18 protein-coding genes are annotated in these 23,253 nt (G+C 49.1%); 4 read left to right on the top strand and 14 right to left on the bottom strand.

Annotated elements, in window-relative coordinates:
* Nucleotides 1-26 precede the first annotated feature (26 nt).
* The 10 genes from BP97_RS0122330 to BP97_RS0122285 form a co-directional block, all read right to left on the bottom strand.
* Nucleotides 27-293, bottom strand: coding sequence for an aspartyl-phosphate phosphatase Spo0E family protein (locus BP97_RS0122330; RefSeq protein WP_028551106.1), 267 nt, complete (start codon nucleotides 291-293; stop codon nucleotides 27-29).
* A gap of 125 nt (nucleotides 294-418) precedes the next feature.
* On the bottom strand, nucleotides 419-1,609 hold the full coding sequence (locus tag BP97_RS0122325; protein WP_028551105.1) for an aminotransferase class I/II-fold pyridoxal phosphate-dependent enzyme: 1,191 nt from the start codon (nucleotides 1,607-1,609) through the stop codon (nucleotides 419-421).
* 13 nt (nucleotides 1,610-1,622) lie between these two features.
* Complete coding sequence (locus BP97_RS0122320; protein ID WP_028551104.1) at nucleotides 1,623-2,114, bottom strand: Lrp/AsnC family transcriptional regulator; 492 nt, start codon at nucleotides 2,112-2,114, stop codon at nucleotides 1,623-1,625.
* A 271-nt stretch (nucleotides 2,115-2,385) separates the two neighbouring features.
* On the bottom strand, nucleotides 2,386-2,667 hold the full coding sequence (locus BP97_RS37125) for a hypothetical protein (RefSeq protein ID WP_036746364.1): 282 nt from the start codon (nucleotides 2,665-2,667) through the stop codon (nucleotides 2,386-2,388).
* Nucleotides 2,668-2,837: 170 nt separating this feature from the next.
* The gene (cysK, locus tag BP97_RS0122310) at nucleotides 2,838-3,764 is read right to left on the bottom strand and encodes a cysteine synthase A (protein WP_028551103.1); all 927 of its coding nucleotides are present in this window, start codon (nucleotides 3,762-3,764) and stop codon (nucleotides 2,838-2,840) included.
* A 126-nt stretch (nucleotides 3,765-3,890) separates the two neighbouring features.
* Nucleotides 3,891-5,213 (bottom strand): MFS transporter, encoded by a 1,323-nt coding sequence (locus tag BP97_RS37120; RefSeq protein ID WP_051620876.1) that lies wholly within the window; start codon nucleotides 5,211-5,213, stop codon nucleotides 3,891-3,893.
* A 126-nt stretch (nucleotides 5,214-5,339) separates the two neighbouring features.
* A complete protein-coding gene (locus BP97_RS0122300) occupies nucleotides 5,340-5,855 on the bottom strand; it encodes a hypothetical protein (RefSeq protein WP_028551102.1) in 516 nt (171 codons plus the stop codon).
* Nucleotides 5,856-5,994: 139 nt separating this feature from the next.
* Nucleotides 5,995-6,414 (bottom strand): DUF350 domain-containing protein, encoded by a 420-nt coding sequence (locus BP97_RS0122295; RefSeq protein WP_028551101.1) that lies wholly within the window; start codon nucleotides 6,412-6,414, stop codon nucleotides 5,995-5,997.
* A gap of 193 nt (nucleotides 6,415-6,607) precedes the next feature.
* A complete protein-coding gene (locus BP97_RS0122290; RefSeq protein WP_028551100.1) occupies nucleotides 6,608-7,285 on the bottom strand; it encodes a PspA/IM30 family protein in 678 nt (225 codons plus the stop codon).
* Nucleotides 7,286-7,418: 133 nt separating this feature from the next.
* Nucleotides 7,419-9,785, bottom strand: coding sequence for an endonuclease MutS2 (locus BP97_RS0122285; RefSeq protein ID WP_028551099.1), 2,367 nt, complete (start codon nucleotides 9,783-9,785; stop codon nucleotides 7,419-7,421).
* A gap of 228 nt (nucleotides 9,786-10,013) precedes the next feature.
* Here BP97_RS0122285 and BP97_RS0122280 point away from each other — a divergent pair, with 228 nt between their 5' ends.
* Nucleotides 10,014-10,373, top strand: a complete 360-nt coding sequence (locus tag BP97_RS0122280) for a phage holin family protein (RefSeq protein WP_028551098.1) — start codon at nucleotides 10,014-10,016, stop codon at nucleotides 10,371-10,373.
* 193 nt (nucleotides 10,374-10,566) lie between these two features.
* Complete coding sequence (locus tag BP97_RS0122275) at nucleotides 10,567-10,965, top strand: cupredoxin domain-containing protein (protein WP_028551097.1); 399 nt, start codon at nucleotides 10,567-10,569, stop codon at nucleotides 10,963-10,965.
* A gap of 59 nt (nucleotides 10,966-11,024) precedes the next feature.
* Here BP97_RS0122275 and BP97_RS0122270 read toward each other — a convergent pair whose 3' ends face one another.
* The 4 genes from BP97_RS0122270 to pheS all read right to left on the bottom strand — a co-directional run bounded on the left by BP97_RS0122270 (nucleotide 11,025) and on the right by pheS (nucleotide 19,856).
* Nucleotides 11,025-11,570 (bottom strand): CvpA family protein, encoded by a 546-nt coding sequence (locus BP97_RS0122270; protein ID WP_028551096.1) that lies wholly within the window; start codon nucleotides 11,568-11,570, stop codon nucleotides 11,025-11,027.
* A 21-nt stretch (nucleotides 11,571-11,591) separates the two neighbouring features.
* The gene (locus tag BP97_RS0122265) at nucleotides 11,592-16,076 is read right to left on the bottom strand and encodes a hypothetical protein (RefSeq protein ID WP_028551095.1); all 4,485 of its coding nucleotides are present in this window, start codon (nucleotides 16,074-16,076) and stop codon (nucleotides 11,592-11,594) included.
* A 275-nt stretch (nucleotides 16,077-16,351) separates the two neighbouring features.
* Entirely contained in the window at nucleotides 16,352-18,799 is a 2,448-nt protein-coding gene (pheT, locus tag BP97_RS0122260; RefSeq protein ID WP_028551094.1) for a phenylalanine--tRNA ligase subunit beta, read from the bottom strand.
* 22 nt (nucleotides 18,800-18,821) lie between these two features.
* A complete protein-coding gene (gene pheS, locus BP97_RS0122255) occupies nucleotides 18,822-19,856 on the bottom strand; it encodes a phenylalanine--tRNA ligase subunit alpha (protein ID WP_028551093.1) in 1,035 nt (344 codons plus the stop codon).
* Nucleotides 19,857-20,663: 807 nt separating this feature from the next.
* Between pheS and BP97_RS0122250 the strand changes: the two genes are divergently transcribed.
* On the top strand, nucleotides 20,664-22,364 hold the full coding sequence (locus BP97_RS0122250) for a methyl-accepting chemotaxis protein (protein WP_028551092.1): 1,701 nt from the start codon (nucleotides 20,664-20,666) through the stop codon (nucleotides 22,362-22,364).
* Between the two features lie 183 nt (nucleotides 22,365-22,547).
* Nucleotides 22,548-23,234: a helix-turn-helix domain-containing protein gene (locus tag BP97_RS39425; RefSeq protein WP_081824314.1), complete on the top strand. Its 687-nt coding sequence runs from the start codon at nucleotides 22,548-22,550 to the stop codon at nucleotides 23,232-23,234.
* Nucleotides 23,235-23,253: the final 19 nt, after the last annotated feature.

Raw genomic sequence — 23,253 nt, 5'->3', positions numbered from 1 at the left:
ATATCCAAACATAAAAAAGGAACCGCTTAACGGTCCCTCTTAATGCGATTCATATATTCATTTATCTTTTGGTCCAGGATCATGCTGATCTTCACGACATTAGGTGAAGTCAGGCATTTTTCAGTCTGAACTAGCCGTTCCAGCTCCTGACGTAAACTATAAATCTCTTCTTCCAAAGATACGTCAGAAGATGACTGCTTCTTTTTCCCAAAAAACCACTTAGCTTGCTGGTTATTCTCGCGAATCCAACCAATTTGTGGGTAATGCCTAAGCTGATATTCCGGAAAAGCCACTCTTCATCCCCCCTTAGCCATATCTCTAGATACGGAAGTCCCATAAACAAATAATGATATGAAACTTCTATACTATTAAAGATACCAGCTTTTGTCGAGGTTGGAAATGACTACTTTTGTCGAAACTATAATTTACGTATAAAATTTCCGATCCGATCAATAGCCTCAAGTAATTGATTAACGGAAGTCGCATAAGAACAGCGCACGAAGCCTTCTCCGCCCTTACCAAACACATACCCCGGAACCGCAGCCACCTTGGCTTCATGAAGCAAACGTTGGGCAAACTCTTCCGAGCTTAGGCCTGTAGACGCAATGGAAGGGAAGGCATAGAATGCGCCTTGCGGCTCATGGCACTCCAATCCGATATCTCTAAAGCCCTGTACAACCAGACGGCGTCTTTGGTTATAGGACTCTACCATCCGATCCTTTTCTTCCATGCCGTTTTTCAAAGCTTCAAGCGCGGCTACTTGCCCCATAGCAGGAGCGCACATCACGGTGTATTGATGGATTTTGAGCATAGCGGATATTAAATCGCGATGCCCGCAAGCATAGCCCATTCTCCAGCCGGTCATGGCGAACGCTTTGGAAAATCCACTTACCAGAATGGTACGATCACGCATGCCAGGCATTGCGGCGAAGCTTACATGTTTTTGCTCGTAGGTCAATTCTGCATAAATTTCATCTGAAATGACGATAAGATCGTTTTCCTCAACAATTTTCGCAATGGGGAGCCAATCCTCATATGTCATAATTCCGCCTGTCGGATTGCTCGGGTAGCAAAGGATCAGTACTTTTGACTTAGGCGTAATGCTTGCCTTCAGCGCCTCTGGAGTCAGTTTGAAGTTGTCCTTGGCAAACGTTTCGATACCAACCGGGATCCCCCCGCCGATCGTCGTTATCGGAGAATACGAGATATAGCAAGGCTCTGGAACGAGTACTTCATCTCCAGGGACGATCAAGGCACGCAGCGCCAAATCGATCGCTTCGCTCCCGCCTACCGTAACCAATATTTCGTCAGATGGTTCATATGGCACATGGAATGAATCGTACAAATACTCGGCGATCGCCTCTCTAAGCTCAGGCATCCCCGCGTTAGGTGTGTACTTCGTATTACCGCGCTCCAACGAATATACGCAGGCTTCGCGAACGTGCCAAGGCGTACAGAAATCAGGCTCCCCGACGCCAAGGGAAATAATATCTTTGCTTGCGCTAACCAAGTCAAAAAACTTGCGGATCCCTGACGGAGGAATTTCTCTTACCAAGGGAGCCAAATAACCCGACATCGACTTTGTAGAAGGTTCATGTTGTTTGATCATCACTCATCATCCTTCACGGGGAGATTAACATACGGCGATCGTCTTCATGGTCTTCAAAGGTGATGCCGTCCTGCTTATATTTTTTAAGTATGAAATGTGTTTTGGTAGATAAAACGCGGTCTACCGGCGATAATTTATTAGAAACGAATGAAGCGACTTCCTTCAATGTTTTCCCTTCAATCTCCACCAGCAAATCGTAGGCTCCGGACATCAAATATACAGATTTGACTTCGGGATACAAATAAATACGCTCGGCAATCGCATCGAAGCCACGGCCGCGTTCCGGCGTAATCTGGACTTCAATCAATGCGGTAACCTTCTCGTTGTCCACCTTCGCCCAGTTCACAATCGGAGCGTATTTAATAATGACATGCGATTGCTCCAATTGCTGAATCGCTTCCGCCACTTCCGCCTCCGGTGCCCCCAGCATAGTCGCTATTAACGCTGGAGTTCTTCTCGCGTCTTCCTTAAGCAGCTCAATAATTCGCATTTTAAACTGTTCCATCGGTGGTTAACCCTCCTAAGAGTTGTGCCTCGTAAGCTTTATTAGAGTGTTGCATTTTAGCAAACTTGTCTCTCATGCTTACCGTGTCATGGATTTATAAATTATTACTCCATATTACACCCAACAAGCGACTTTTTGCAAAATAAAATTCATCCTGCTCGGCACAGCAAGCATTCGGCAGCCTTGTTCCAAAAGCAAAAATAGCCTAAAGGCACATTTCACTCCTTAGGCTACTCATTTATATAGGATTTTCATCTGGAATGGCTGCGTGTTAAAAGCGGTGAATCGACAACAATCTGCGCATACACGCTTCGATCTCCCGGTAGCGATTGTCCTCAAGCACCGTAATTTGCAGCTCATGGTTCGCATCGGTTTTTCCCGTCACCCTTCCGACGCCGATCAATCGACCTTTATCATAAGCAGCAATCACATAGGAGCTTTGACAGTACGTTTGATACAGTAGTTCCGCATTGCTTTCATGCTCCTCAACAGATGCAAGTAATTGCTCAAACTGTCCTTGTGCAGGAGGTTCATTTTCCAATGCAATAACCAACTAAATCACCTTCCCACTAATATGTTCTTATTTATAATTATACATCTTAATGTATTTTTATTCAATGTTTTTCAAAAAAAATTTCTCCAATTTATGAGGCGGCTTTACCCAAGATAAAACTGCAAAAAAGCACCTCTCGTGAGGTGCTTGTACCATTGCCTAAACCTATATCAAGAAAAAATCCCCATGCTCAAGTAACGTTCTCCCGTATCCGGAGCTATGCATAAAACCCGCTTGCCTTTACCAAGCTTTTTGGCAATTTGCAATGCAGTCCAGACCGAGGCTCCAGCAGAAGGTCCAACGAGAATGCCTTCTTTGCTTCCAAGCTCACGAGTCGTTCTAAGCGCATCCTCATCAGCAACCTGCACGATTTCATCATACACATCCGTGTTAAGGATTACAGGAACAAACCCAGGGCTTGTCCCAACAAGCTTATGAGGTCCCGGTTTTCCGCCGGACAATACAGGAGATCCCTTCGGCTCAACGACATAGATTTGAATGCCTGGTATTTTCTCCCGGAGCACCTCACCTGTACCTGTAATTGTGCCTCCTGTACCGGACGATGCAACAAAAGCATCCAGCTTTCCATCCATCTGCTCGATAATTTCCAGTGCCGTTGTCGTTCTGTGAATTTCCGGGTTCGCCGGATTCTCAAACTGCTGCGGGATGAAGCTGCCCGGAATTTCTTCTCTAAGCTCCAAGGCTTTGCGAATAGCACCTGGCATTCTCTGGTCTGCCGGCGTCAGCTCGACCTTAGCCCCATAAGCCTTCAATATATTAATACGTTCTTTTGTCATATTATCCGGCATAACCAAAATGGCTTGATAGCCTTTAGCCGCAGCATTCATGGCAAGTCCGATTCCCGTATTACCGCTGGTAGGCTCAATAATCGTAGCGCCGGGTTTCAAAATCCCGTCTTTTTCCGCTTGTGCAATTAGGTTCATTGCCGCCCGGTCTTTCACACTTCCGCTCGGATTGAAATACTCCAGCTTCACATATACCTCGGCGTCATTGTCGCCTGTCAGCCTGTTAAGACGTACAGCCGGCGTATCTCCAATAAGTTCCGTAATGCTGTTTACCATTCGATTGTTACTCATCTATGCCACTCCTCTCCGCACAGGACTCGTCGCTCTATGCTCTACAACCTTCGTCCTAATTGTAACGGCACTCCTTATTTTGTCAAGGCGGGCCGCACACTTCCAATAGCACCTGGACCCGCAAGATCAAGCACCATCAACGGCCTTAGCTTGCTTATCCATCGGTACTTTACGCATGAAAAAACATGCGGCAAGCGGTGTACTTCCGATTCCAAGCAGCAGCCAATTCATTGCTGAAGGAGATGAAGTGATAGCGACTACCACAATGAAAACAGCCGTCCCGCTGATTCGACCCGCATTCAGGGCCAGCTCACGCATCACAATGTATTCTTCTCTGTGCTGCACACTATCCGCATGATTCCCAATCAGGTCAAATACAGATGAGGTCATAGGGATGGAGTAGAGAGGAAAGAAAAGCCCTACACCAATACCGAAAATGAGCAGTGTCAAAAAATTCACTTTCCAAAAGAAAGGCAATATGACAATCACCATCATTAGTGCGCCGATCAACATCGCCTTTTTCCTGTACTTCGGCTTCAACAGCCGTCCTGTAATCATAAAGCTGACTAAAGAAACAGCAGATGTAATCAGCGCAAAATTTCCAAGCTTCATCTCATTGCCGGTATGAACGAAAACGAGCAATCCGATCATAAATCCGAAGACACCTTCGCGTGCTCCTTGAGCAATTAAGCCAAGGGATACGGTACGCCACAACGTTTCCTTTTGCCTCAAGCAGCGCAGCGTGAGCAGCCATTCATAATGACCCTCGGACTTTCTTTTTTTCAAGAAAAAGCTGAACACCACACCGACGACGAAAATAGCAAGCGATATCGTAAAAATAACTCTGTATCCGTTCGTCTGCTTCAAATATATGATCAAAAAGCCCGAGATCCACGGAGCAATCATCCCCGCCCCCGACCCCAACAGTCCTGCCCAGCCATTAAACCGATCCCGGTTCCCCGGGTCCGTTACCTCGAAGTATACGACGTTAAAAGCAAGCCAGAACAATCCGGAAGCCATCCCCAGAATGACTCCCAAAAGCAAATAGTAGTTAACCGCCCCGCTTCCAAACCATAGTACCAGCGTATAGAACATCGCTGAAACAACAACCCCTGCCCTCAGGCAGTTCATCTTGTTATGCTCCTTCACCCATTTGCCGGCAAGCCAGAAGGTTAAGGCCATCATCACATGATTAATGAGTGTGAACCACCCGATCAACGCAAAGTCTTGGCGAGCTTTCCATAAGTAAACGTTGACAAACGTACCAGACAAAGCGTTGGCTGCCGCCACCAAGCCATGAACGGTTAGAAGCAGCCGTGACTGTCCGGTCAGCGCGCCCCTTCCTTTCTTGGAAGAAGTGTCGCTCCCGCGGCCTCCATAGCGCCAGCCTGTACGCTGCTCTTTGCTTCGCACCCATTTGTGCGGAAATTGTTTTGTTCCCGAATGCATCGTACTCACCTGTTATGTAGGATATGACGTCCTTGTTAACCTTCCCCTCTCTATGAAAAACATGAGGGAATGAAAAAAAAGGAAATTCTCACATCCTGTGAGAATTTCCTTTTTCTCGAGCAGCGCTTACTGCTTGCCGTGCTGCTTTAACAGCTCGATCATACCCAGACGATCTTCCTCAGACAATACCTGTTCAACCTTGAAACAGGACGGGCACACGAATACTTTCGTGCTATGGGCAGCCTTGACTAATGGCTGCTTCAACGTTTGGGGTACTGCAGGAACGAAGCCTAGCGCCATCGTCCGCGTACCTGTTAACAGCATGTAGCTGTGGCAGACGGGACATTCCGGCGTATCCTCTTGGCTATCCAGCACACGTTGGACGCCTTCCTCATAATCGTCGATACCATCAAATTCCTCATATTCTTCATACTCGTCACTGTCATCTTCGATGTCATTATCATCGACATCTTCTTCGTCCAAATCCGAATCCTGCTCGTGTTGTCCTACTTTCAAATTAATGCTGCGGTAATCGCCAAGCTCATTAAAGCAGTGCGGACAGCTTTCCTCCGGACCGATTTCGGGGTCCCACACAATCTCCGTTTGGCACCAAGGACATACTTGATCATGCGATTGCGACACCGTACCTACCTCCGATTCAACTTACTAGCCGTGTTTAATAAAATAATAAGTGCCCCAGACAAAAAACACAAGCGCCAAGGCTAATAAACTACCCCATAAATATTTCATTGCATGCCCTCCGGTTATAGCCCAATCCTCTTTATGTTACACTGGCACCGATAACATAAGATATGGATATCGAAATGATCATAGACAAAAATCCTACCGCTTTGTTGTCCTTTTGAATTTGCTCGTCAATTTTAAAATATGGCGTTAAAAATTCAAAAATAAAATAGGCGACCAACAGCAGCACAAAACCGTATCCGGCCCAAATAAGCGAATGGAGCACGGAATCATTATTCAGTATAGCGAAACGGAACAAATTACAGATTCCGAATATTTTCCCCCCGGTTGCCATCGCAACAGACAAGTTACCGTTCTTAATCTCTTCCCAATCCTTATATTTGGTCACAACCTCGAATATGGCAAGGAAAACGATCAGAGCTACTACAGCAACGGAGAAAAATGCTAATGTCTCAATATAAGGATTATTTAACAACACATCCACCTCTTCATTCAAGTATCGACACCTCCCTAAAAACTTCAAAAGTATAGCGAATCTCCGAAGCTAAATCGTTTACATTTTGGGGAGCTCCCCGGACAAGAAAAGCATATTCGGGAATGGGACTGAATATGAAACTGCGTTAACGGTTGAAGAGACTGTGGCCGGCAGCCGCAGTCTCTCTTCTAAGTCGATACTATTTCGGGGTGGATTAAGATTGCTTCTTCGCTTGTAGCTTAGCTCTCAGAGCAGCTAACTCATCGTCAACGCCATCGTTTTTGCCCAATTGATCCAGCTCGTCGTCGAGGCTGCGATTTTTGGAACGAAGCTCGTTGCTTGCTTCCGCTTCTGCTTCCATTTGCAATACTCTCTCCGACATACGGTCAAAGCCTTTCGCCGCATTGTCAGTTCCAAATCCGGACATAGCCTGGTTGATTTGCTTTTGGGCTTTAGCTGCTTCAGCACGAGCTACGAGCAAATCTTTCTTGTTTTTCATTTTGCCGAACTCGTCTTTCATCTCTTGCAGCTGGTTACGAAGACGATCGGCATTGCCTTTTGCAATATCGTATTGATTTTTCATTTCATCATAACGAGTTTGATGCTCTTTCTTATCCTGCAATGCACGGCGAGCCAAGTCTTCGTTACCTTGCTCCAGGGCTTTCAAAGCTTGCTCTTCACGCTTTTGCACCATTTCGAATGCTTCTTCATATTGCTGCTTGAATTTCTTCTCAACCGCGATTTGCTTCGCTACAGCCACTTCGGCTTCGTTGATATCTTCTTCCATGTCGCGCAAAAATTGATTCAGCATTTTTACCGGATCTTCCGCTTTATCCAACAAATCATTAATCGAAGCCATCGTCATATCACGCAGTCTTTTAAAGATTCCCATCCTAAAATTCCTCCCATGAATAGTAGTTTGTATTTTAAAAAGTCTTACATCCTATCTTACAGTAACATCGATGTTTACACTATACATACGAGGTAACCCTTCCTAGAGTTTCATCGCATATGAAAATTTTTTGTCATTTTAGCTCGGCTACAGTTACCCCAGTACCGCCTTCATTATAATTGCCGATGCGGAAACTCTTGACGTGCTTATGCTTACGCAAAAATTCCTGAATTCCCGTCCGTAAAATTCCGGTACCTTTACCATGAATAATATAGACCTGGCCAAAATTAGCCAAGTACGATTCATCCAGGAATCGGTCGACTTCAATGATGGAATCTTCCAGATTGGATCCCCGTAAATCCAATTCCATTCTGGCGTTCTCATCCCGTGTACGCTTGAGGCTCGCTGCTGCTTGCTGCGGTTTTTTGGCCGCCGCGGAGGCAGCCTTAACGAGCTCCAGATCCGTTAAATGAACCTTCATCTTCATAATTCCGAGCTGAACCATAGCTTCAGTATCACTAACCACATCGACGATATGCCCCTTCTGCCGAAGGTTCGTTACGAGCACCTCATCACCCGCTTCAAGCTTATCCTGCTTCTTCTTGGTCGTCGCGGCGGAAGCCTTTTTCTGACGAAGCTCGGGCACCGCCTGATCCAGTCTGCGCTTAGCGTCGCTTAGTTGGTGATCCTTGACCAAATTCGCTTCCCGCTGCATACGGCGTAAATCAGAGATGATTTCATCGGCCTCGCGGCGAGCCTTGGCTACAGCCTCCTGAGCTTCCCGCTCCGCCTTCTCCAACATCCGGTCGCGCTGCTCTTCAAAGCGCTGCTGCTGACCTTCGAGCTTTGTCCGCAGGCTTTCCACTTCGCGACGAAGTTGTTCGGCCGTTTGACGCTCCGCTTCGGCAGTCAAACGGTTTTCTTCCAGCGTGGCAATCATCGATTCCACGCGCTGATCTTCCTCGCCTACCTGGCCGCGGGCATGGTCGATGATCGATTTGGCCAATCCCAATCGCTCGGCAATGGCAAAAGCGTTGCTTCGTCCGGGTACTCCGACTAGCAAACGATACGTAGGGCTTAAAGTCTGAACGTCAAACTCCATACTGGCATTAATGATTCCTTGACGGTCAAAGGCATAAGCTTTGAGTTCGCTGTAATGGGTCGTAGCGACGATGCGGCAGCCCATTTTGTGAATATACTCCAGCAGCGATATCGCCAACGCCGAGCCTTCCGCCGGGTCAGTACCCGCACCGAGCTCATCCAGCAGCACAAGACTCTTAGGGGTCATATCGCGAAGGATTCGAATAATATTCGTCATATGGCTTGAGAATGTACTTAAGCTTTGTTCAATGCTTTGCTCATCGCCGATATCAGCATAAATAGCATCGAAAACACACAGCTGGCTGCCTTCCTCCGCAGGAACGAACAGCCCTGACATCGCCATTAAGGAGAGCAGACCGATCGTCTTGAGTGAGACGGTTTTACCGCCAGTGTTCGGACCGGTTACGATGATCGTCGTGTACCGGTTCCCAAGCTCGATATCCAGCGGAACGACCGCATCCGCAGGAATAAGGGGATGGCGTCCGCGTTTGATTTTAATAAATCCTCGGTCATTCAATACCGGCAGCGTCGCCTTCATCTCGTGAGAGAGACCTGCTTTGGCAAAGGTGAAATCCAGCTCGGCCAACGCATCGATATTTCCCAGCAGAAAGTCAGCAGACTCTGCAACCAACTCGGTAAGAATCCGAAGAATCTTTTCAATCTCCGTCTCTTCCTTGAGCTTCAGCTCCCGCACTCGGTTGTTCAATTGAACTACAGCTTCAGGCTCAATGAACAGAGTAGCGCCTGATGCGGATTGGTCGTGAATCATGCCGCCGAAATGGCCGCGGTACTCCTGCTTGACAGGAATGACATAGCGATCATTACGGATTGTAACGAGGTTATCCTGCAGCATTTTTTGTATAGATGGGGTTCTCACCATCTGCTCCAGACGGTCGCGAGCACGAGTTTCGCTCGTTCGCAGCTCCTGTCGGATACGGGCCAGCTCAGGGCTTGCCGAGTCCACCACCTGCGCATTGTCGTCGATACATTGCTTAATTCTATCTTCAGTTGTCTTCAGCTCTTCAATTTGCTCCGTGAGCAAAATCAGGGACGGAATAGGATAATCCTCATGCACGTCCGCCAAAAACCGTTTAAGCCTGCGGCCGCCATAAATCGTATTAGCAACATCGAAAAGCTCGGATGGGCTCAATATCCCTCCGATTCTCGCTCGATGGACTGCGGATTTAATATCGCGAATGCCTCCGAATGGAGCGCTTCCTTTAAGTCGATTAACGTTAACCGCCTCGTCGGTCGCTTTGAGACGTCTCTTCACTTCTTCAAAATCACCGCTCGGAAGAAGCTCCTCGACCCGTTCTTTCCCTAATACGGTTTCCGCATGATGTGCACATTTATTTAAAATGGAGGCATAGTCCAGAGTCTTTAATATTTTGCTGTTCAATTCCATCCTACCTTTCTATTCCGTTACAGATCTATTCATTATATTATATCCGAACCCTTAGGGATAAGCTAATTTTCAACTATAGCCGTTTTCTCCATCATCCTAAAATCTGGCTCACATAAACATACCCTTGCAGGCCATAATACTATGTGCAGCGAGAAAATCGTCAATTTAATGCTATTCAAGGTCGTGACATCCAAAATCGCTACAGAGGGAGGTTATAAGCTGATGCATTTGCTTGGACATATCGTCAGGTTTATCGTATCTGCTTTGGTGCTGATGTTCGTAAGCTTCATCGTACCTGCATTTAAGGTCGGGGGATTCTGGAGCGCATTTTTCCTGGCATTGGTCATTGCGATTGCAGCATGGGTCATTGAAGGTATCTTCGGCAAAAAGATTACGCCTTTTGGCCGGGGAATCGTTGGGTTCATCACGAGTGCCGTCATCATTTGGGTGGCCCAATTTGTTGTAAGTGGAGTTTCGACGAGCTTCATCGGCGCTATTCTGGCTGCATTGGTCATCGGGATTATCGACTTGTTCATTCCGGTCAAAACTCCGTTTGAGCAAGGAAACGGCGGACGTGAGTAAGTAATGAAGTAACATACTTTAGGCGTTCGCAGTCTTAAAAATCAGTCATGCGGGATTCCGTAAGACTGATTTTTTTATGGATTTTGTTGCAAAATCGCCTTCCATTATTCACCGGTTTGTCACTGCATTCTGTACATCGCTCGTGTATCATGAACAATGTGGTAACCATAATTGTTTGATGGAGGGGTACAGAATGAAAAAGTTAATCGTGTTGGCAGTGGCTGTCTGTCTTGTATTCGCATTATCCGCTTGTGGCAAAAAAGAAGAGGCTACAGCGCCTGCGCCGGCTTCTAACGCAGCATCAGGTACGGCATCTACTGGAGCTTCTAACGATTTGAAGCTTGTCGCTTCGAACTTTAAGTTCGATCAAGCTGAATATAAAGTGAAAAAAGGGCAAGACATTACCGTCACCTTGGAAAATAAAGAGGGTATGCACGGCGTAGAGATTAAGGGACTGAACGTTAAGCTGGACGGCAGCACAAAAACAAAAACGTTCAAAGCTGACAAAGAAGGTACTTACGACATTATTTGTACGGTTCCTTGCGGTTCCGGCCATATCAATATGAAATCGAAGCTGATTGTTGAATCCTAAGATTGCCAATCATGCAAAAAAAGACCGATCTCTAGAAATCCTAGAGATCGGTCTTTCGTTTATGCGGCCTTTTTGTTCCAAAGCTCATGAAGCTTGTCCGTCACCGACGGCAATGCGTTGTAAATATAAGGGGCCGATTTGGAGCCATCCAACAAATGACGTACCGTTTCATTAGGAATTACACTCATCACTTGTACGGCAATAACTATTAGCAGCACCGCCTCCGCCAAACCTAACAGTGCTCCGCTCCATTGATTTATCGTCTTGAGACCCGGCGTTAAGGCGATCCAATTCAAAATACGACCAACCAGACTTAAAGCAAACTTCACTCCAAAAAGAAGCAATGCGAACGCAATGGCATTGTATATGTAGGTATCGAGATGGAGACCTTTCATGAGGTTCTCATACTTCTGGAACGATTCATTAGCCGGCAGGGCAAGGACTCCTGCTACCAATGGAGCTGTTTGCCGGTAAAGAGCAAATGCAACCAGGTAAGCAATAAACAAGCCCGCAACGGATACGATTTGGCTAACCAAACCTCGATAATAGCCCAATACCGTACCCGTCACAGTAATCACAGCCGCAGCCCAATCCAATCCGTTCATTGGGACCCCCGCCTTAAGACGTTAATCATTTTCAACAACTAGTTCAATCCACTCGTTATACTCGATTTGCAGCTTCTCATACTCGGATTTCAGCTCTTGCAGTTCGGTATAAACCTGTTGAGCCCGTTCACGGTGGTCATTATACTCCTCTTGCAAAGCTAGATTTTGCGCAGCCTGCTCTTTGAATTGCTCCTGCAGCTCGTTATAAAGCTCCACCTGGATTTGCAGCTCCTCTTGATGAGCTGCAAACTGGATTCGAGATTGCTCAATCTGGGTCGACAACTCACTCTGAAGCTGTTGTCCGACACTATATTGACGTTCAAGCTCTTCGATACGAGCCAACTGCTGCTCCTGATTGTGCAGCAAGCTTTGATTGCGCTCAACCTGCTGCTGGTAACGCTCCTCCAGCTCAGCCAATCGTTCGTTCTCGCTAAGCAGTTGAACCTCCAATGCCGCAGCCGCTTCCGCTTGTCCCTGCAGCTGCTCCCGCAGTGCCGCTCTCTCTGCTTCGAGCTGACTGTTTTCCTCCAGGCTCACGCTTTCCTGCTTCTTCATCCGGGATTGCAGCTCAGCAAGCTGATCCTCAAGCTCTTTATACAGCTCTTCTTGCAGCTCCAGCTCTTCCCGCTGCTCTCCACTAAGCTTGCGAAGTTCATCCGCCTGCGCCATCAGATCTTCATAGCGACGCTGCCACTGGCCCGCGCTTTCTTGCAGCTGCAGCTGGTATGACTGCTGCTCGCGGAATTGCGCCATCAACCCGCGCAGTTCTTCCTGCATTGAAGCCACTTGCTGTTGGTGCTCTGCCAGCTGAACTTCCCGGTGCCCGAGCTGCTCTCGCAGCGCGGCGATCTGCTGCTCGCTATCTCGCAGCCCTTCCTCGCTGCGAGCAGTTTGCTCCTGCAACTCGCGCTCTGCTGCGTCGTGTAAGCCCTGGAGCTCCGCGTACAACTCCTCTTGGAGCTGTGTTTCTTCCAGCTGGCTAGCGAGCTTGCGCTGAAGCTCTCCAGCTTGCTCCCGTTCCGCTTGCAGCTCAGCTGTCAATACATCGCTGTGCTGCCGTTGCTGTTCCAAACGCTCAAGAATCGTCTTGCTCTCCACAGCCTGATCATTAAGCTGAGCTTCAAGCAGCTGCTTCTGCTCCAATGCTTCCACCAGCTGCTCCTGCAGTTGATCGGTCAATGCCTTAGCCTGCCACTGCTCAGCACGAGACTGTTTCTGCTGCTCCTGATTCCGCTCCAGCTGCAGCTCGTATTCCTTTTGTTGAAGCTGAATTTGTTCATTCAGCTGATCGTTCAACAATCCAAGCTCTTCATACCGCTGCAGTTGTTCATCGCTTTGTTTTTGCAGCTCCGATGCCTCTCTTTGCTGAAGTTCAAGTCGTTGCTGCAGGCTGCTTAGCTGTTCCTCCAGAACGCGGCTGCGTTCCTGTTCGAGCTTCACTCGCTCTTCCAGCTCCGCTTGCAGGCCGAGCTGCTGCTCCAATTCCAGTTCACGCTCATGCTTCAGCTGCTCCAATTCGGAGTGCGTACGATTTATCTGAGCAGATAGTTCCTCATGCAGTTTTGCAGACTCTGCCTGCGCTTGCTCCACTTCCGCCGTCAGCTGTGTTTGCAGCTTGGCTGCTTCGGCTCGTGCCTGCTCCAACAGCTCTGTTAGCTCCGCTTCCTGCATTCGGCCCAGCTCTTCCAGCTCCGTCGACGTTTCACGCTGCTTCGCCAGCTCCTGCTGCAAGCTGTCGCCACGCTCCTGCTCTTGCTTCAGCTGTTCTTCCAGCTTTACCTGCAGGCTGCGCTGATGCTCCAGTTCCTGCTCCTGTTCGAGCTTCAATTGCTCCAGCTCGGATTGCATTCTGCTCGCTTGTGTCAACTGCTCTTCACGCAGCCTTGCCGATTCGGCCTGCGCTTGCTCCGCTTGAGCCTTCAGCTCCGTCTGCAGCTGAGCTGCTTCGGCTCGCGCTTGCTCGGATTGTGCCGACAGCTGTTCCTGCAGCTTGGCTGCTTCCGCTCTCGCCTGCTCCAGCAGCTCGTTCAGCTCCGCTTCCTGCATTCGGCCCAGCTCTTCCAGCTCTGACGCCGATTCGCGCTGCTTCGCCAGCTCCTGCTCGAGGTTTCCGCCACGTTCCTGCTCACGCTTCAGCTGTTCCTGCAGCTCCGCTTGTACGCTGCGCTGATGCTCCAATTCCTGCTCCTGCTTGAGTTTCAATTGCTCGAGCTCGGATTGCACTTTGCTCACTTGTGACAACTGTTCCTCACGCAGCCTTGCTGACTCCGACTGCGCTTGCTCCGCTTGTGACGCTAGCTGCGCCTGCAGCTTCGACGCTTCTGCTCGTGCTTGCTCCAGCTGCTCAGTCAATTCTTCTTCCTGCATCCGGCTCAGCTCTTCGATCTCCGACGCCGATTCGCGCTGCTTCGCCAGCTCCTGCTCGAGGCCTTCACCGCGTTCCTGCTCACGCTTCAGCCGCTCCTCCAGCTCCGCTTGCACACTGCGCTGCTTCTCCTGCTCTTGCTCCGCTTGAATTGCTAGCTCTGCCTGCAACTTCGCTGCTTCTGCTCGTGCTTGCTCTGCTTGCGCCGCTAGCTCCTCCTGCAGCTTCGCTGCTTCTGCTCGCGCCTGCTCCAGCAGTTCGTTCAACTCCGCTTCCTGCATCCGGCTCAGCTCTTCCAGCTCCGATGCCGATTCACGCTGCTTCATCAGCTCCTGCTCGAGGCTCTCGCCGCGTTCCTGCTCACGCTTCAGCTGTTCCTGCAGCTCCGCTTGCACGCTGCGTAGATGCTCCTGCTCTTGCTCCCGCTCGCGCTTCTGCTGCTCCAGCCGTTGCTGCAGCCTCGCTACTTCCACCTGTGCTTGCTCCGATTGAGCTGCCAGCTCCGTTTGCAGCTTGGACGCCTCGGCTCGTGCTTGCTCCGCTTGCGCTGACAATTCTGCTTGCAGCTTCGCTGCCTCGACTCTCGTCTGCTCCAGCCGCTCGGTCAGTTCTGCCTCCTGCATTCGGCTCAGCTCTTCCAGCTCGATTGCCGATTCGCGCTGCTTCGCCAGCTCCTGCTCAAGGCTGCTGCCGCGTTCCTGCTCATGCTTCAGCTGCTCCTCGAGCTCCGCTTGCACGCTGCGCTGAAGTCCCTGCTCTTGCTCACGTTCGCGCCTATGCTGTTCCAGCCGTTGCTGCAGCTTCGCTACCTCCACCTGCGCTTGCTCCGATTGGGCTGCCAGCTCCGATTGCAGCTTCGCTGATTCGGCCTGTGCCTGCTCTGCTTGCGCCGCTAACTCTGCTTGCAGCTTCGCCGCTTCGGCTTGCGCCTGCTCCAACTGCTCGGTCAGATCCGCCTCCTGCATTCGGCTTAGCTCTTCCAGCTCGATTGCCGATTCGCGTTGCTTCGCCAGCTCCTGCTCGAGACCGCTGCCGCGTTCTTGCTCGTGCTTCAACTGCTCTTCCAATTCCGATTGCAAGCTGCGCTGACGTTCTAACTCCTGCTCCCGTTCACGCTTCTGCTGTTCCAGCCGCTGCTGCAGCTTCGCTACCTCTACCTGCGCTTGCTCTGCCTGGACCGCCAGCTCCGATTGAAACTTCGACGCTTCAGCTCGTGCTTGCTCCAACTGTTCGGTCAGCTCTGCCTCCTGCATCCGGCTCAGCTCTTCCAGCTCGGATGCTGCCTCACGCTGCTTCACGAGCTCCTGCTCGAGATCACCGCCGCGTTCTTGGGCCAGCTTCAACTGCTCTTCCAGCTCCGCTTGCAAACCACGCTGCTGCTCAAGCTCCTGGTCCCGTTCCTGCTTCAGCTGCTCTAGGCCGCTGCTGCGTTCACGCTCACTCTTCACCTGTTCTTGCAGCTTCGCATTCAAGCCGCGTTGCTCTTCCAGCTGCTGCTCGCGTTCCTGATCAAGCTGTGCCAATTCAGTTTGAAGTCTGGCTGTTTCGGACTCCAGCTGCTCGATCTGTGCTGCGAGCTCCGCTTCCTGCATTAAGCTTAGCTCTTCGAGTTCCGACAGCGCTTTGCGCTGCTCCTCGAGCTGCTTTTCCAAGCTTTGGCTGCGTTCTTGCTCGCTTCTAGCCTTGGATTCTAAACGCACACGTTCCTGTCCGGATTGCTTTAACGCCTCCTGAAGCTTTGCAGCCTCAGCCTGAGCTTGCGTACGCTCTTCTTCGAGCTTACGGCTATCGTTCTCCAACTCCTGAAGCCGTTCCCTCTCCACCTCTAATTCCTGTAGAAGAACAGCATGGCGCTCCTTTAGCTGACCCAGCTCTTCCTTCGACTTTTCAAGCAGCTTATGCTTCTCGATAAGCTCTTCAAATTCATCCTGCATTTTATAATAGTCGTCTGATATATGTACCGCCGCCAAAACGGCTATTTTCGGTGTATCCAGCCGCGGGGACCCCGTGGCGATTTTATGCATTTGATCGTTCACCTGCGCAACAACTCGTTTCATATTCGTCGCGCTTGTTCTGGCAACCAGCTTATAGGGGGTGCCAAATATATCTACCGTCATTCGGATTTTTTCTTCATTGCTCACAAGTAAACTCTCCTTTCTTACCTTCACAGAGGAGGTCTATAAAGTCTCCGCTCGGAATACACCGGACATCCGGTGGTCTTGATTGGTTTTGCAAGCCATTTTGTTGCTTTATTTCAGCAGCCAAGGCTCCATTTTTTCCATGATAATCGGAGGACATTTGTAAACACTTGGAAATACAAAAAAAAGGTTCCTCGTATCTCCATTTATTTCGATACGGGGAACCTTTTTTCCTGCTGTAGCAGGCATATTTATGACAAATTACGAGCAGCTGTTTCTTACTTTCTCAGCTCGGCTCCAAACGTTTGCTCCAATGCCTCAACAACCTTAGCATGAAGCTCGCTAACTTCCTCATCGGTCAATGTACGCTCAGGAGTCCGGTACACAAGAGCTAGCGCAACGCTCTTCTTATCGGCGCCCAAACGGTCGCCCGTGTAAATATCAAATACTTGGATCGATTCGAGCAGACTACCAGCCACTTCACGCACCTTGGCCATCAGATCACCGACCTGTACTTCCCTGCCTACTACAACGGCAATATCGCGTCCGATAGACGGATAGCGTGGCAGCAGCTTGTGGGTAATACGCTCGCTCGCTTGCTCTGCCAGTACGGAGAACTCAACCTCTAGTACGTAAGTGTCCGCCAAATCCTTTTTCTGTTGAAGTGAAGGATGCAGTTGACCCAAAGTACCGATGACTTGTGTTCCTTCTGCTGTTTGTAATGTAATATGAGCTGTACGACCTGGATGGAAGCCATCCGGCTGAGCAGCTTTGTAGCCAATGCCTTGCAAGCCCAGGTAGCTTACAACACTTTCGAATACGCCCTTAAGGTCGTAAAAATCAACATCTCCGGATTTACCCGTCCAGTGCGTTTCATGGCGCTTGCCTGTAATGAGTGCGGATAGCATCAATCGCTCTTCCGGAAGCTTCGTAAGCGAGCTTTCGTCCGTCACGAACACTTTGCCGATCTCAAATACATTTACATTATCCGTATTGCGGTTCCGATTATAGGCAGCCACATCCAGCAAATGAGGAATCAAGCTCGTACGAAGCGTGCTGCGCTCCTCGCTCATCGGCATCGACAGGGTAATCGGCTTAGCAGTTGGATAAGCTCCTGGGAATTCGGCAATTTGATCAGGATGTGTGAAGGAATAAGTAATGGCTTCATGCAAGCCGCTTCCTGTCAGCACATTGCGTACCAGACGGCGAACAGCCTGATCCTTCGTCAATGCTCCCGGAGTCGTAACGCCGCTCATTAACGTCGTTGGAATGTTGTCGTAGCCATACAGACGAGCCACTTCCTCGATCAGATCGACAGCCCGCGTAATATCACCTCGACGGCTAGGCACATGAACAGTGAAGGTTTCTCCTTGCGATTCCACGTTAAAATGCAGACGGTCAAATATCGCGCTTACTTGCTCAGCGGACAATTCCGTACCTAAATATTGATTGATTCTGCTTACGCTAAGCTCGATTTGTACCACTTTGTTGTCCTTCGTCACTGCTTCAACAATACCCGATGCAACTTGACCTCCAGCGTATTCCGCCATAAGAGAAGCAGCACGGTTGAGTGCAGGAATGACCGCCTCCGGATTCACTTCTTTTTCAAAACGAAGGGAAGCTTCCGAACGCAAGCCGAGCTGACGGGATGTTTTGCGCACAGTGCCCCCATCGAACTTCGCCGACTCGAGCAAAATACGTACAGTTCCGTCTGTTACCTCGGAGTTTTCTCCGCCCATCACACCAGCCAGTGCTACTGGCTTCGTTCCGTCCGTAATAAGCAGCATGTGAGGCTCTAAATCCCGCTCCACTCCATCAAGAGTGACGATCTTTTCACCAGACTTCGCCATGCGTACATCAATGTGTCCGTTAGCCAATTTATCCGCATCGAAAGCATGCAGCGGTTGGCCGTACTCAAGCATGACAAAGTTAGTGATGTCCACAATGTTATTGATCGGACGAACGCCGGCAGCCATCAGACGATTTTGCATCCATAGCGGGGAAGGACCTATTTTAACATTTTCGATATAGCGCGCAGCATAGTGCGAGCATTGTTCTTTTGCTGTGATTTCCACAGAGATATGATTCGAAGCTTGCCCAGTTGTACCGTTCTTCTGCAAGCCCTGCTCCGCATCCGGCAGTTGAACCGGACGTCCTAGAATCGCTGCGATTTCATACGCTGCTCCCAGCATGCTCAGACAGTCAGAACGATTCGGTGTCAGATCGAAATCAAGCACTTCGTCATTGATTGCCAGAACATCAAGAATGCTCTCGCCAACCTGAGTATCTTCAGGCAGTACAAGAATGCCTTCTTGAATTTCTTTTGGCAGCAGCTTATCGTTGAGGCCTAGCTCCTTCGCCGAGCAGATCATCCCTTGGGATTCTACACCGCGCAGCTTCGCGCGTTTGATAACCAATCCGTCAGGCAGCTTGGCACCTACAATAGCTACAGGAACCTTTTGGCCTGCGTCTACGTTCTTCGCTCCGCATACGATTTGTAAATCTTCGCCTTGCCCTACATCTACAGTACATACGCTCAATTTATCAGCATCCGGATGCTTTTCGCGCGTTTTCACAAAACCTACGAGTACTTTCTCTACCCCTTTGTTGCGCTTTTCCACAATATCCACTTCAATACCGCTCCGCGTCAGCTTCTCTGCCAGCTCATCGGCTGTGAATCCAGTAACATCCACATATTGGGCTAACCATTGGTAAGATACTTTCATGTCCTCTTAACACTCCTCTCGATTACAAATGGGCGAACTGCTTCAAGAAACGCAGGTCGTTCGTATAAAAATGACGGATGTCTTCAATGTCGTATTTCAGCATGGCAACGCGTTCTACCCCGAGACCGAAGGCAAAGCCGCTGTACTCTTCAGGATCATAACCGCCTTTTTCCAGAACGTTCGGATGAACCATCCCCGCACCGAGAATTTCGAGCCAACCGGTTTGCTTACATACGCGGCAGCCGGAGCCTCCACACATCGCACAAGTCACGTCAACCTCAACGCTAGGCTCAGTGAAAGGGAAAAAGCTAGGACGCAAACGAATTTGCGTATTTTGCCCGAACAGCTCGCGCACGAACTGCAGCAGCGTACCCTTCAAATCGCTCATGCGGATGTTGCGGTCGATAACAAGACCCTCGATCTGTGTGAACATATGCGAGTGAGTCGCGTCGTCGTCGTCACGGCGGTACACTTTACCTGGGCAAATGATTTTGACCGGCACATCGCCTTTCATTTTCTCCATCGTGCGGACCTGCACAGGGGAAGTTTGTGTACGCATCAAAATTTCATCTGTAATGTAAAAGGAGTCCTGCATATCGCGGGCCGGGTGATTCTTAGGCAGGTTCAATGCTTCGAAGTTGTAGTAGTCCTGCTCAACCTCCGGACCTTCCGCTACCGTATAACCCATGCCGATGAAAATATCTTCGATCTGCTGGATGACTTTGCTGATAGGGTGTGTTGCGCCTACTGGTGCAGGTCTGCCCGGCAAAGTAACGTCGATCGTTTCAGCGCGAAGACGTTCTTCCGTCTCGGCCTTTAGATACTCCTCCTGCTTGCTCTCGATGACGGCTTCGATTGCACCGCGTACATCGTTCGCCACTTGCCCGATAACCGGACGTTCCTCAGCGCTTAAAGCACCCATTCCGCGCAAAATTTCGGTCAACGGACCTTTTTTGCCCAAATATTTGATTTTCATTTCATTCAGCTGCTGCTGGTTCGTCACCTGCGCCAGCTCCTGCAGAGCTTCGACTTTTAGAGCTTCCAAACGCTCTTTCATGTGTTCATCCTCCTTATAGTTTTTATCTTCCTCGTAGCCGCCGTATAGCGCTGTGGTTCAACCTACTCATAACCCCCGACTTCAACGGAACAAAACGGAACAAATCCCCCGAAAGTGAAGTGCTGCTGTGTAGAAAATTCCGTCCGCAGCGAGCAAGCTCGCTCGGCGTCTAATCTTTCTGAAGCTTCATCCTGAAACACTTCAATCAAAGATTAGACATTTTTGGGGAGTCCCCCGTTATACACGGAAATTTGCTTCACAACATTCCCTAGGCAACAAAAAAAGGCCTATTCATCCCAATAAAGGGACGAATAAGCCGTGGTACCACCCTTGTTAGAAGGCATCTTGACACCCTTACATCACAGCGCACAGCGCTCGGCAGGGACAAGGATTCTCCTTCTCACTTCATTGAATGTAACGGTTCCGAACATGAGTTCTTGGCCGGCTCCCTCCTACTTACCTCCAGCATCCGCTGTGGTTTCAAAGGACTGCTCAGGAGGGAACTTCGGCAGCCTGTTTCTGTAGAACCGCTCTCAATCTCCGGCGGCTCCTCCCTGTAAAGAGGCACTGCTTACTTTACTCCGTCAACGCATTTTAGGTATGAAACTTTAGCTTATTATATGAAAATTGCGCTTCTAATGCAAGTGGCGGTCTTCTTCTTCCTGCCTAAATTTCGGATTCCCCGGACATGTTACCTATTTTTCATGAGAAATAGTGAAAATAGTCATAAACATTTGGCAAAAATTTGTCGAATAAATATCTAGTACCTACTTTCTACTACTATGACTAATACATGAGGTGAAGTCCATGCGCTTTACGGTCGGCAAAAAATTAATTGCGGGGTTCGGAATTGTTTTACTGCTTCTTTTTGTTCTTGGGTATTTTGCAGTTGGGACGATGGATTATATGAAAGGGCGCGTTGACGCTATTACCGTTACCTGGATGCCAGGTGTCGAATCCATTAACGAATTGAATTTTGAAGCGGAGCACATCTTGAATTTGACCTACAGGCACAAGGACGAGCAGGACGTTCCGACGATGGATATGCTGAGCAACAGCATTTCCCAGCTGTACAATAAATTTGACTCCAATCTCGAAATCTACGAGAAAACCATTACTACGGATGAAGAAAAGAAGAAACTTGACCAGCTTAAAGCTTCCTGGACCGAGTTTAAAGACAATAACAAGCTGATATTGGAGTCAAGCCGCAGTGGACAGATGGCCCAATCCGTGGATTTGTTGCGAGTGGGACAAAAGAGGTTCGATGATATGCAGCTGATTTTTAATGATCTGAAAAAAACATATCATGACGGGGCCATAGCAGCCGCTCAGGAAGTCGCAGACACGCATAAAGGCGGCAGCATCTTCATCTATTCCATTGTAGGCGCCAGTATTCTTTTCAGCATCATTGTTCTCTGGATACTCCACCTGCGCATCGTTGTCATTTTACGTAAAGTGACCGGACATATTATTCAGGTCGCTGCGGGGGATCTGAGCATTCAGCCCGTAGCCGTACGGAGTAAAGACGAACTGAGCGACCTGGCTGGAGCCGCTGCTTCCATGGTCACCAACTTGAGACACACGGTGACAGAGACGTCCAACACATCTTCTCAGGTAGCCGCCATGTCCGAGGAGCTCGCGGCAAGCGCTGATCAATCGGCGGGCACATCCAGACAAGTTGCTGCCGCTATGCAGGAAGTATCCGGCGGTTCAGCCGAACAGCTTGCCAGCACGGAAGAAACCGCTAAAGCAATGGAAGAGATGGCTCAAGGCATCGGTAAAATTGCCGAAACATCCTCCGTTGTTTCCGAGAAAGCTATTGAAACTTCGCATCATGCAGCAAGTGGAAACGATTCTGTCGAGCAGGTTGTTCGTCAAATGGGATCCATTCAAAGCTCGGCAAGCACTACGGCTGAATTTATCCAGAAGCTGGGTCAAAGATCCGATGAAATAGGCGAGATTGTAACGATCATTGCCCAAATCGCCAATCAGACGAATCTTCTTGCTCTCAACGCCTCTATTGAAGCAGCTCGTGCAGGTGAGCAAGGAAAAGGCTTCGCCGTTGTCGCCAACGAGGTGAAGAAACTCGCTGCACAGTCCAGCTCTTCGGCCGATGAGATATCGGCTTTGATCGGTGAGATTCAGTCCGAGACGCGACTGGCCATTGATTCGATGAAATCCGTTAACCAAGAAATTACGGACGGCATCTCCGTCGCTGCCACGACCCGAGACATGTTCGGACAAATACTTGAAAACATTCAAACGATTAACCATGAGCTGCAAGAGGTATCTGCAACATCTGAGCAGATGGCTGCGGCTACCGAAGAAATTACCGCTTCTATCCTATCTACCGCAAACATCGCGAGAAGCGCAAGCGAAAATACGCAAAGTGTAGCCAAGGCATCCGAGGAGCAGCTGGCATCGACGGAAGAAATATTCCATTCCGCCTCTCATTTGTCCAAGCTCGCCGACGATTTGCAGCAAAATATTCGTTCTTTTAAATTATAATTTGCTATCGACTGTGCAGGTGAAGAGCTCCCTTTCCACGCGGATTCTTTATGATTCCGTTGGTGTCGGAAGGAGAGCTCTTCACTTGTTTTATGTGAGCTGCTTGTCGAAATTTGGTGACTTTACCCCTTATTTCTTGCATAATGATACTTATATTATCCATATCGGATAAGGAGGATCGGTATGACCATCTTAACTAACTTTGGACAAAGAGTACGAGAGCTTAGACTTAAGACCGGGATGTCACAGGAAGCGCTAGCATTACGCTGCGGAATGGACCGTTCCTACATCGGAGGCGTAGAGCGGGGCGAGCGGAACATTTCGCTGGAAAATATATCGATCATTACAAATGCGCTGGACGTTGATATGAGCTACTTTTTTGACAATGAGCGCTTTTCTATGCACACGGCTTATGTAAAAAGTGAATATAAGAGAGCCTTAAGCGAACGGTTTGTTTATCATATTGATTTCGATGAGCAGGTTATTTCATGGCAGGTCAAAGGAATACTTAGCGTGGAGGATGTTAACAAAACCGCTTTTGATCTTAAGATAGCGTGTACTTACTTGACCAAAGGCCACATTAAGCTGCTGATCGACAACAGAGGGATGGTGGCGAACGGGCATCCTTTTGTTTTTTCGCCAGATGTGAATGAGCGGATTGAGGAGCTTCAGAAGTGGATGTTCCCCCACTGCCAGAAGGTTGCGGTCTTATGCAATTCGAAGCTGATGAAAAATCAACTCGACCGGCTCGGCAAACGAACCGGCATGAGCCAAATCTCCCAGCATTTTTATGGAGACAACAATGAAGATATCATAGCCCAGGCCTACGGCTTCTTAGGCATTGATCATAATACATTAGTCTTTGAATGAACGAGTCGGGGCGGTGAAG

Origin of the sequence: Paenibacillus sp. UNC451MF (genome assembly GCF_000686845.1) — a bacterium.
GTDB lineage: Bacteria > Bacillota > Bacilli > Paenibacillales > NBRC-103111 > Paenibacillus_S.
The sequence above is the reverse complement of the archived record's forward strand: the minus strand, read 5'-3'. Positions and strand labels throughout refer to the sequence as shown.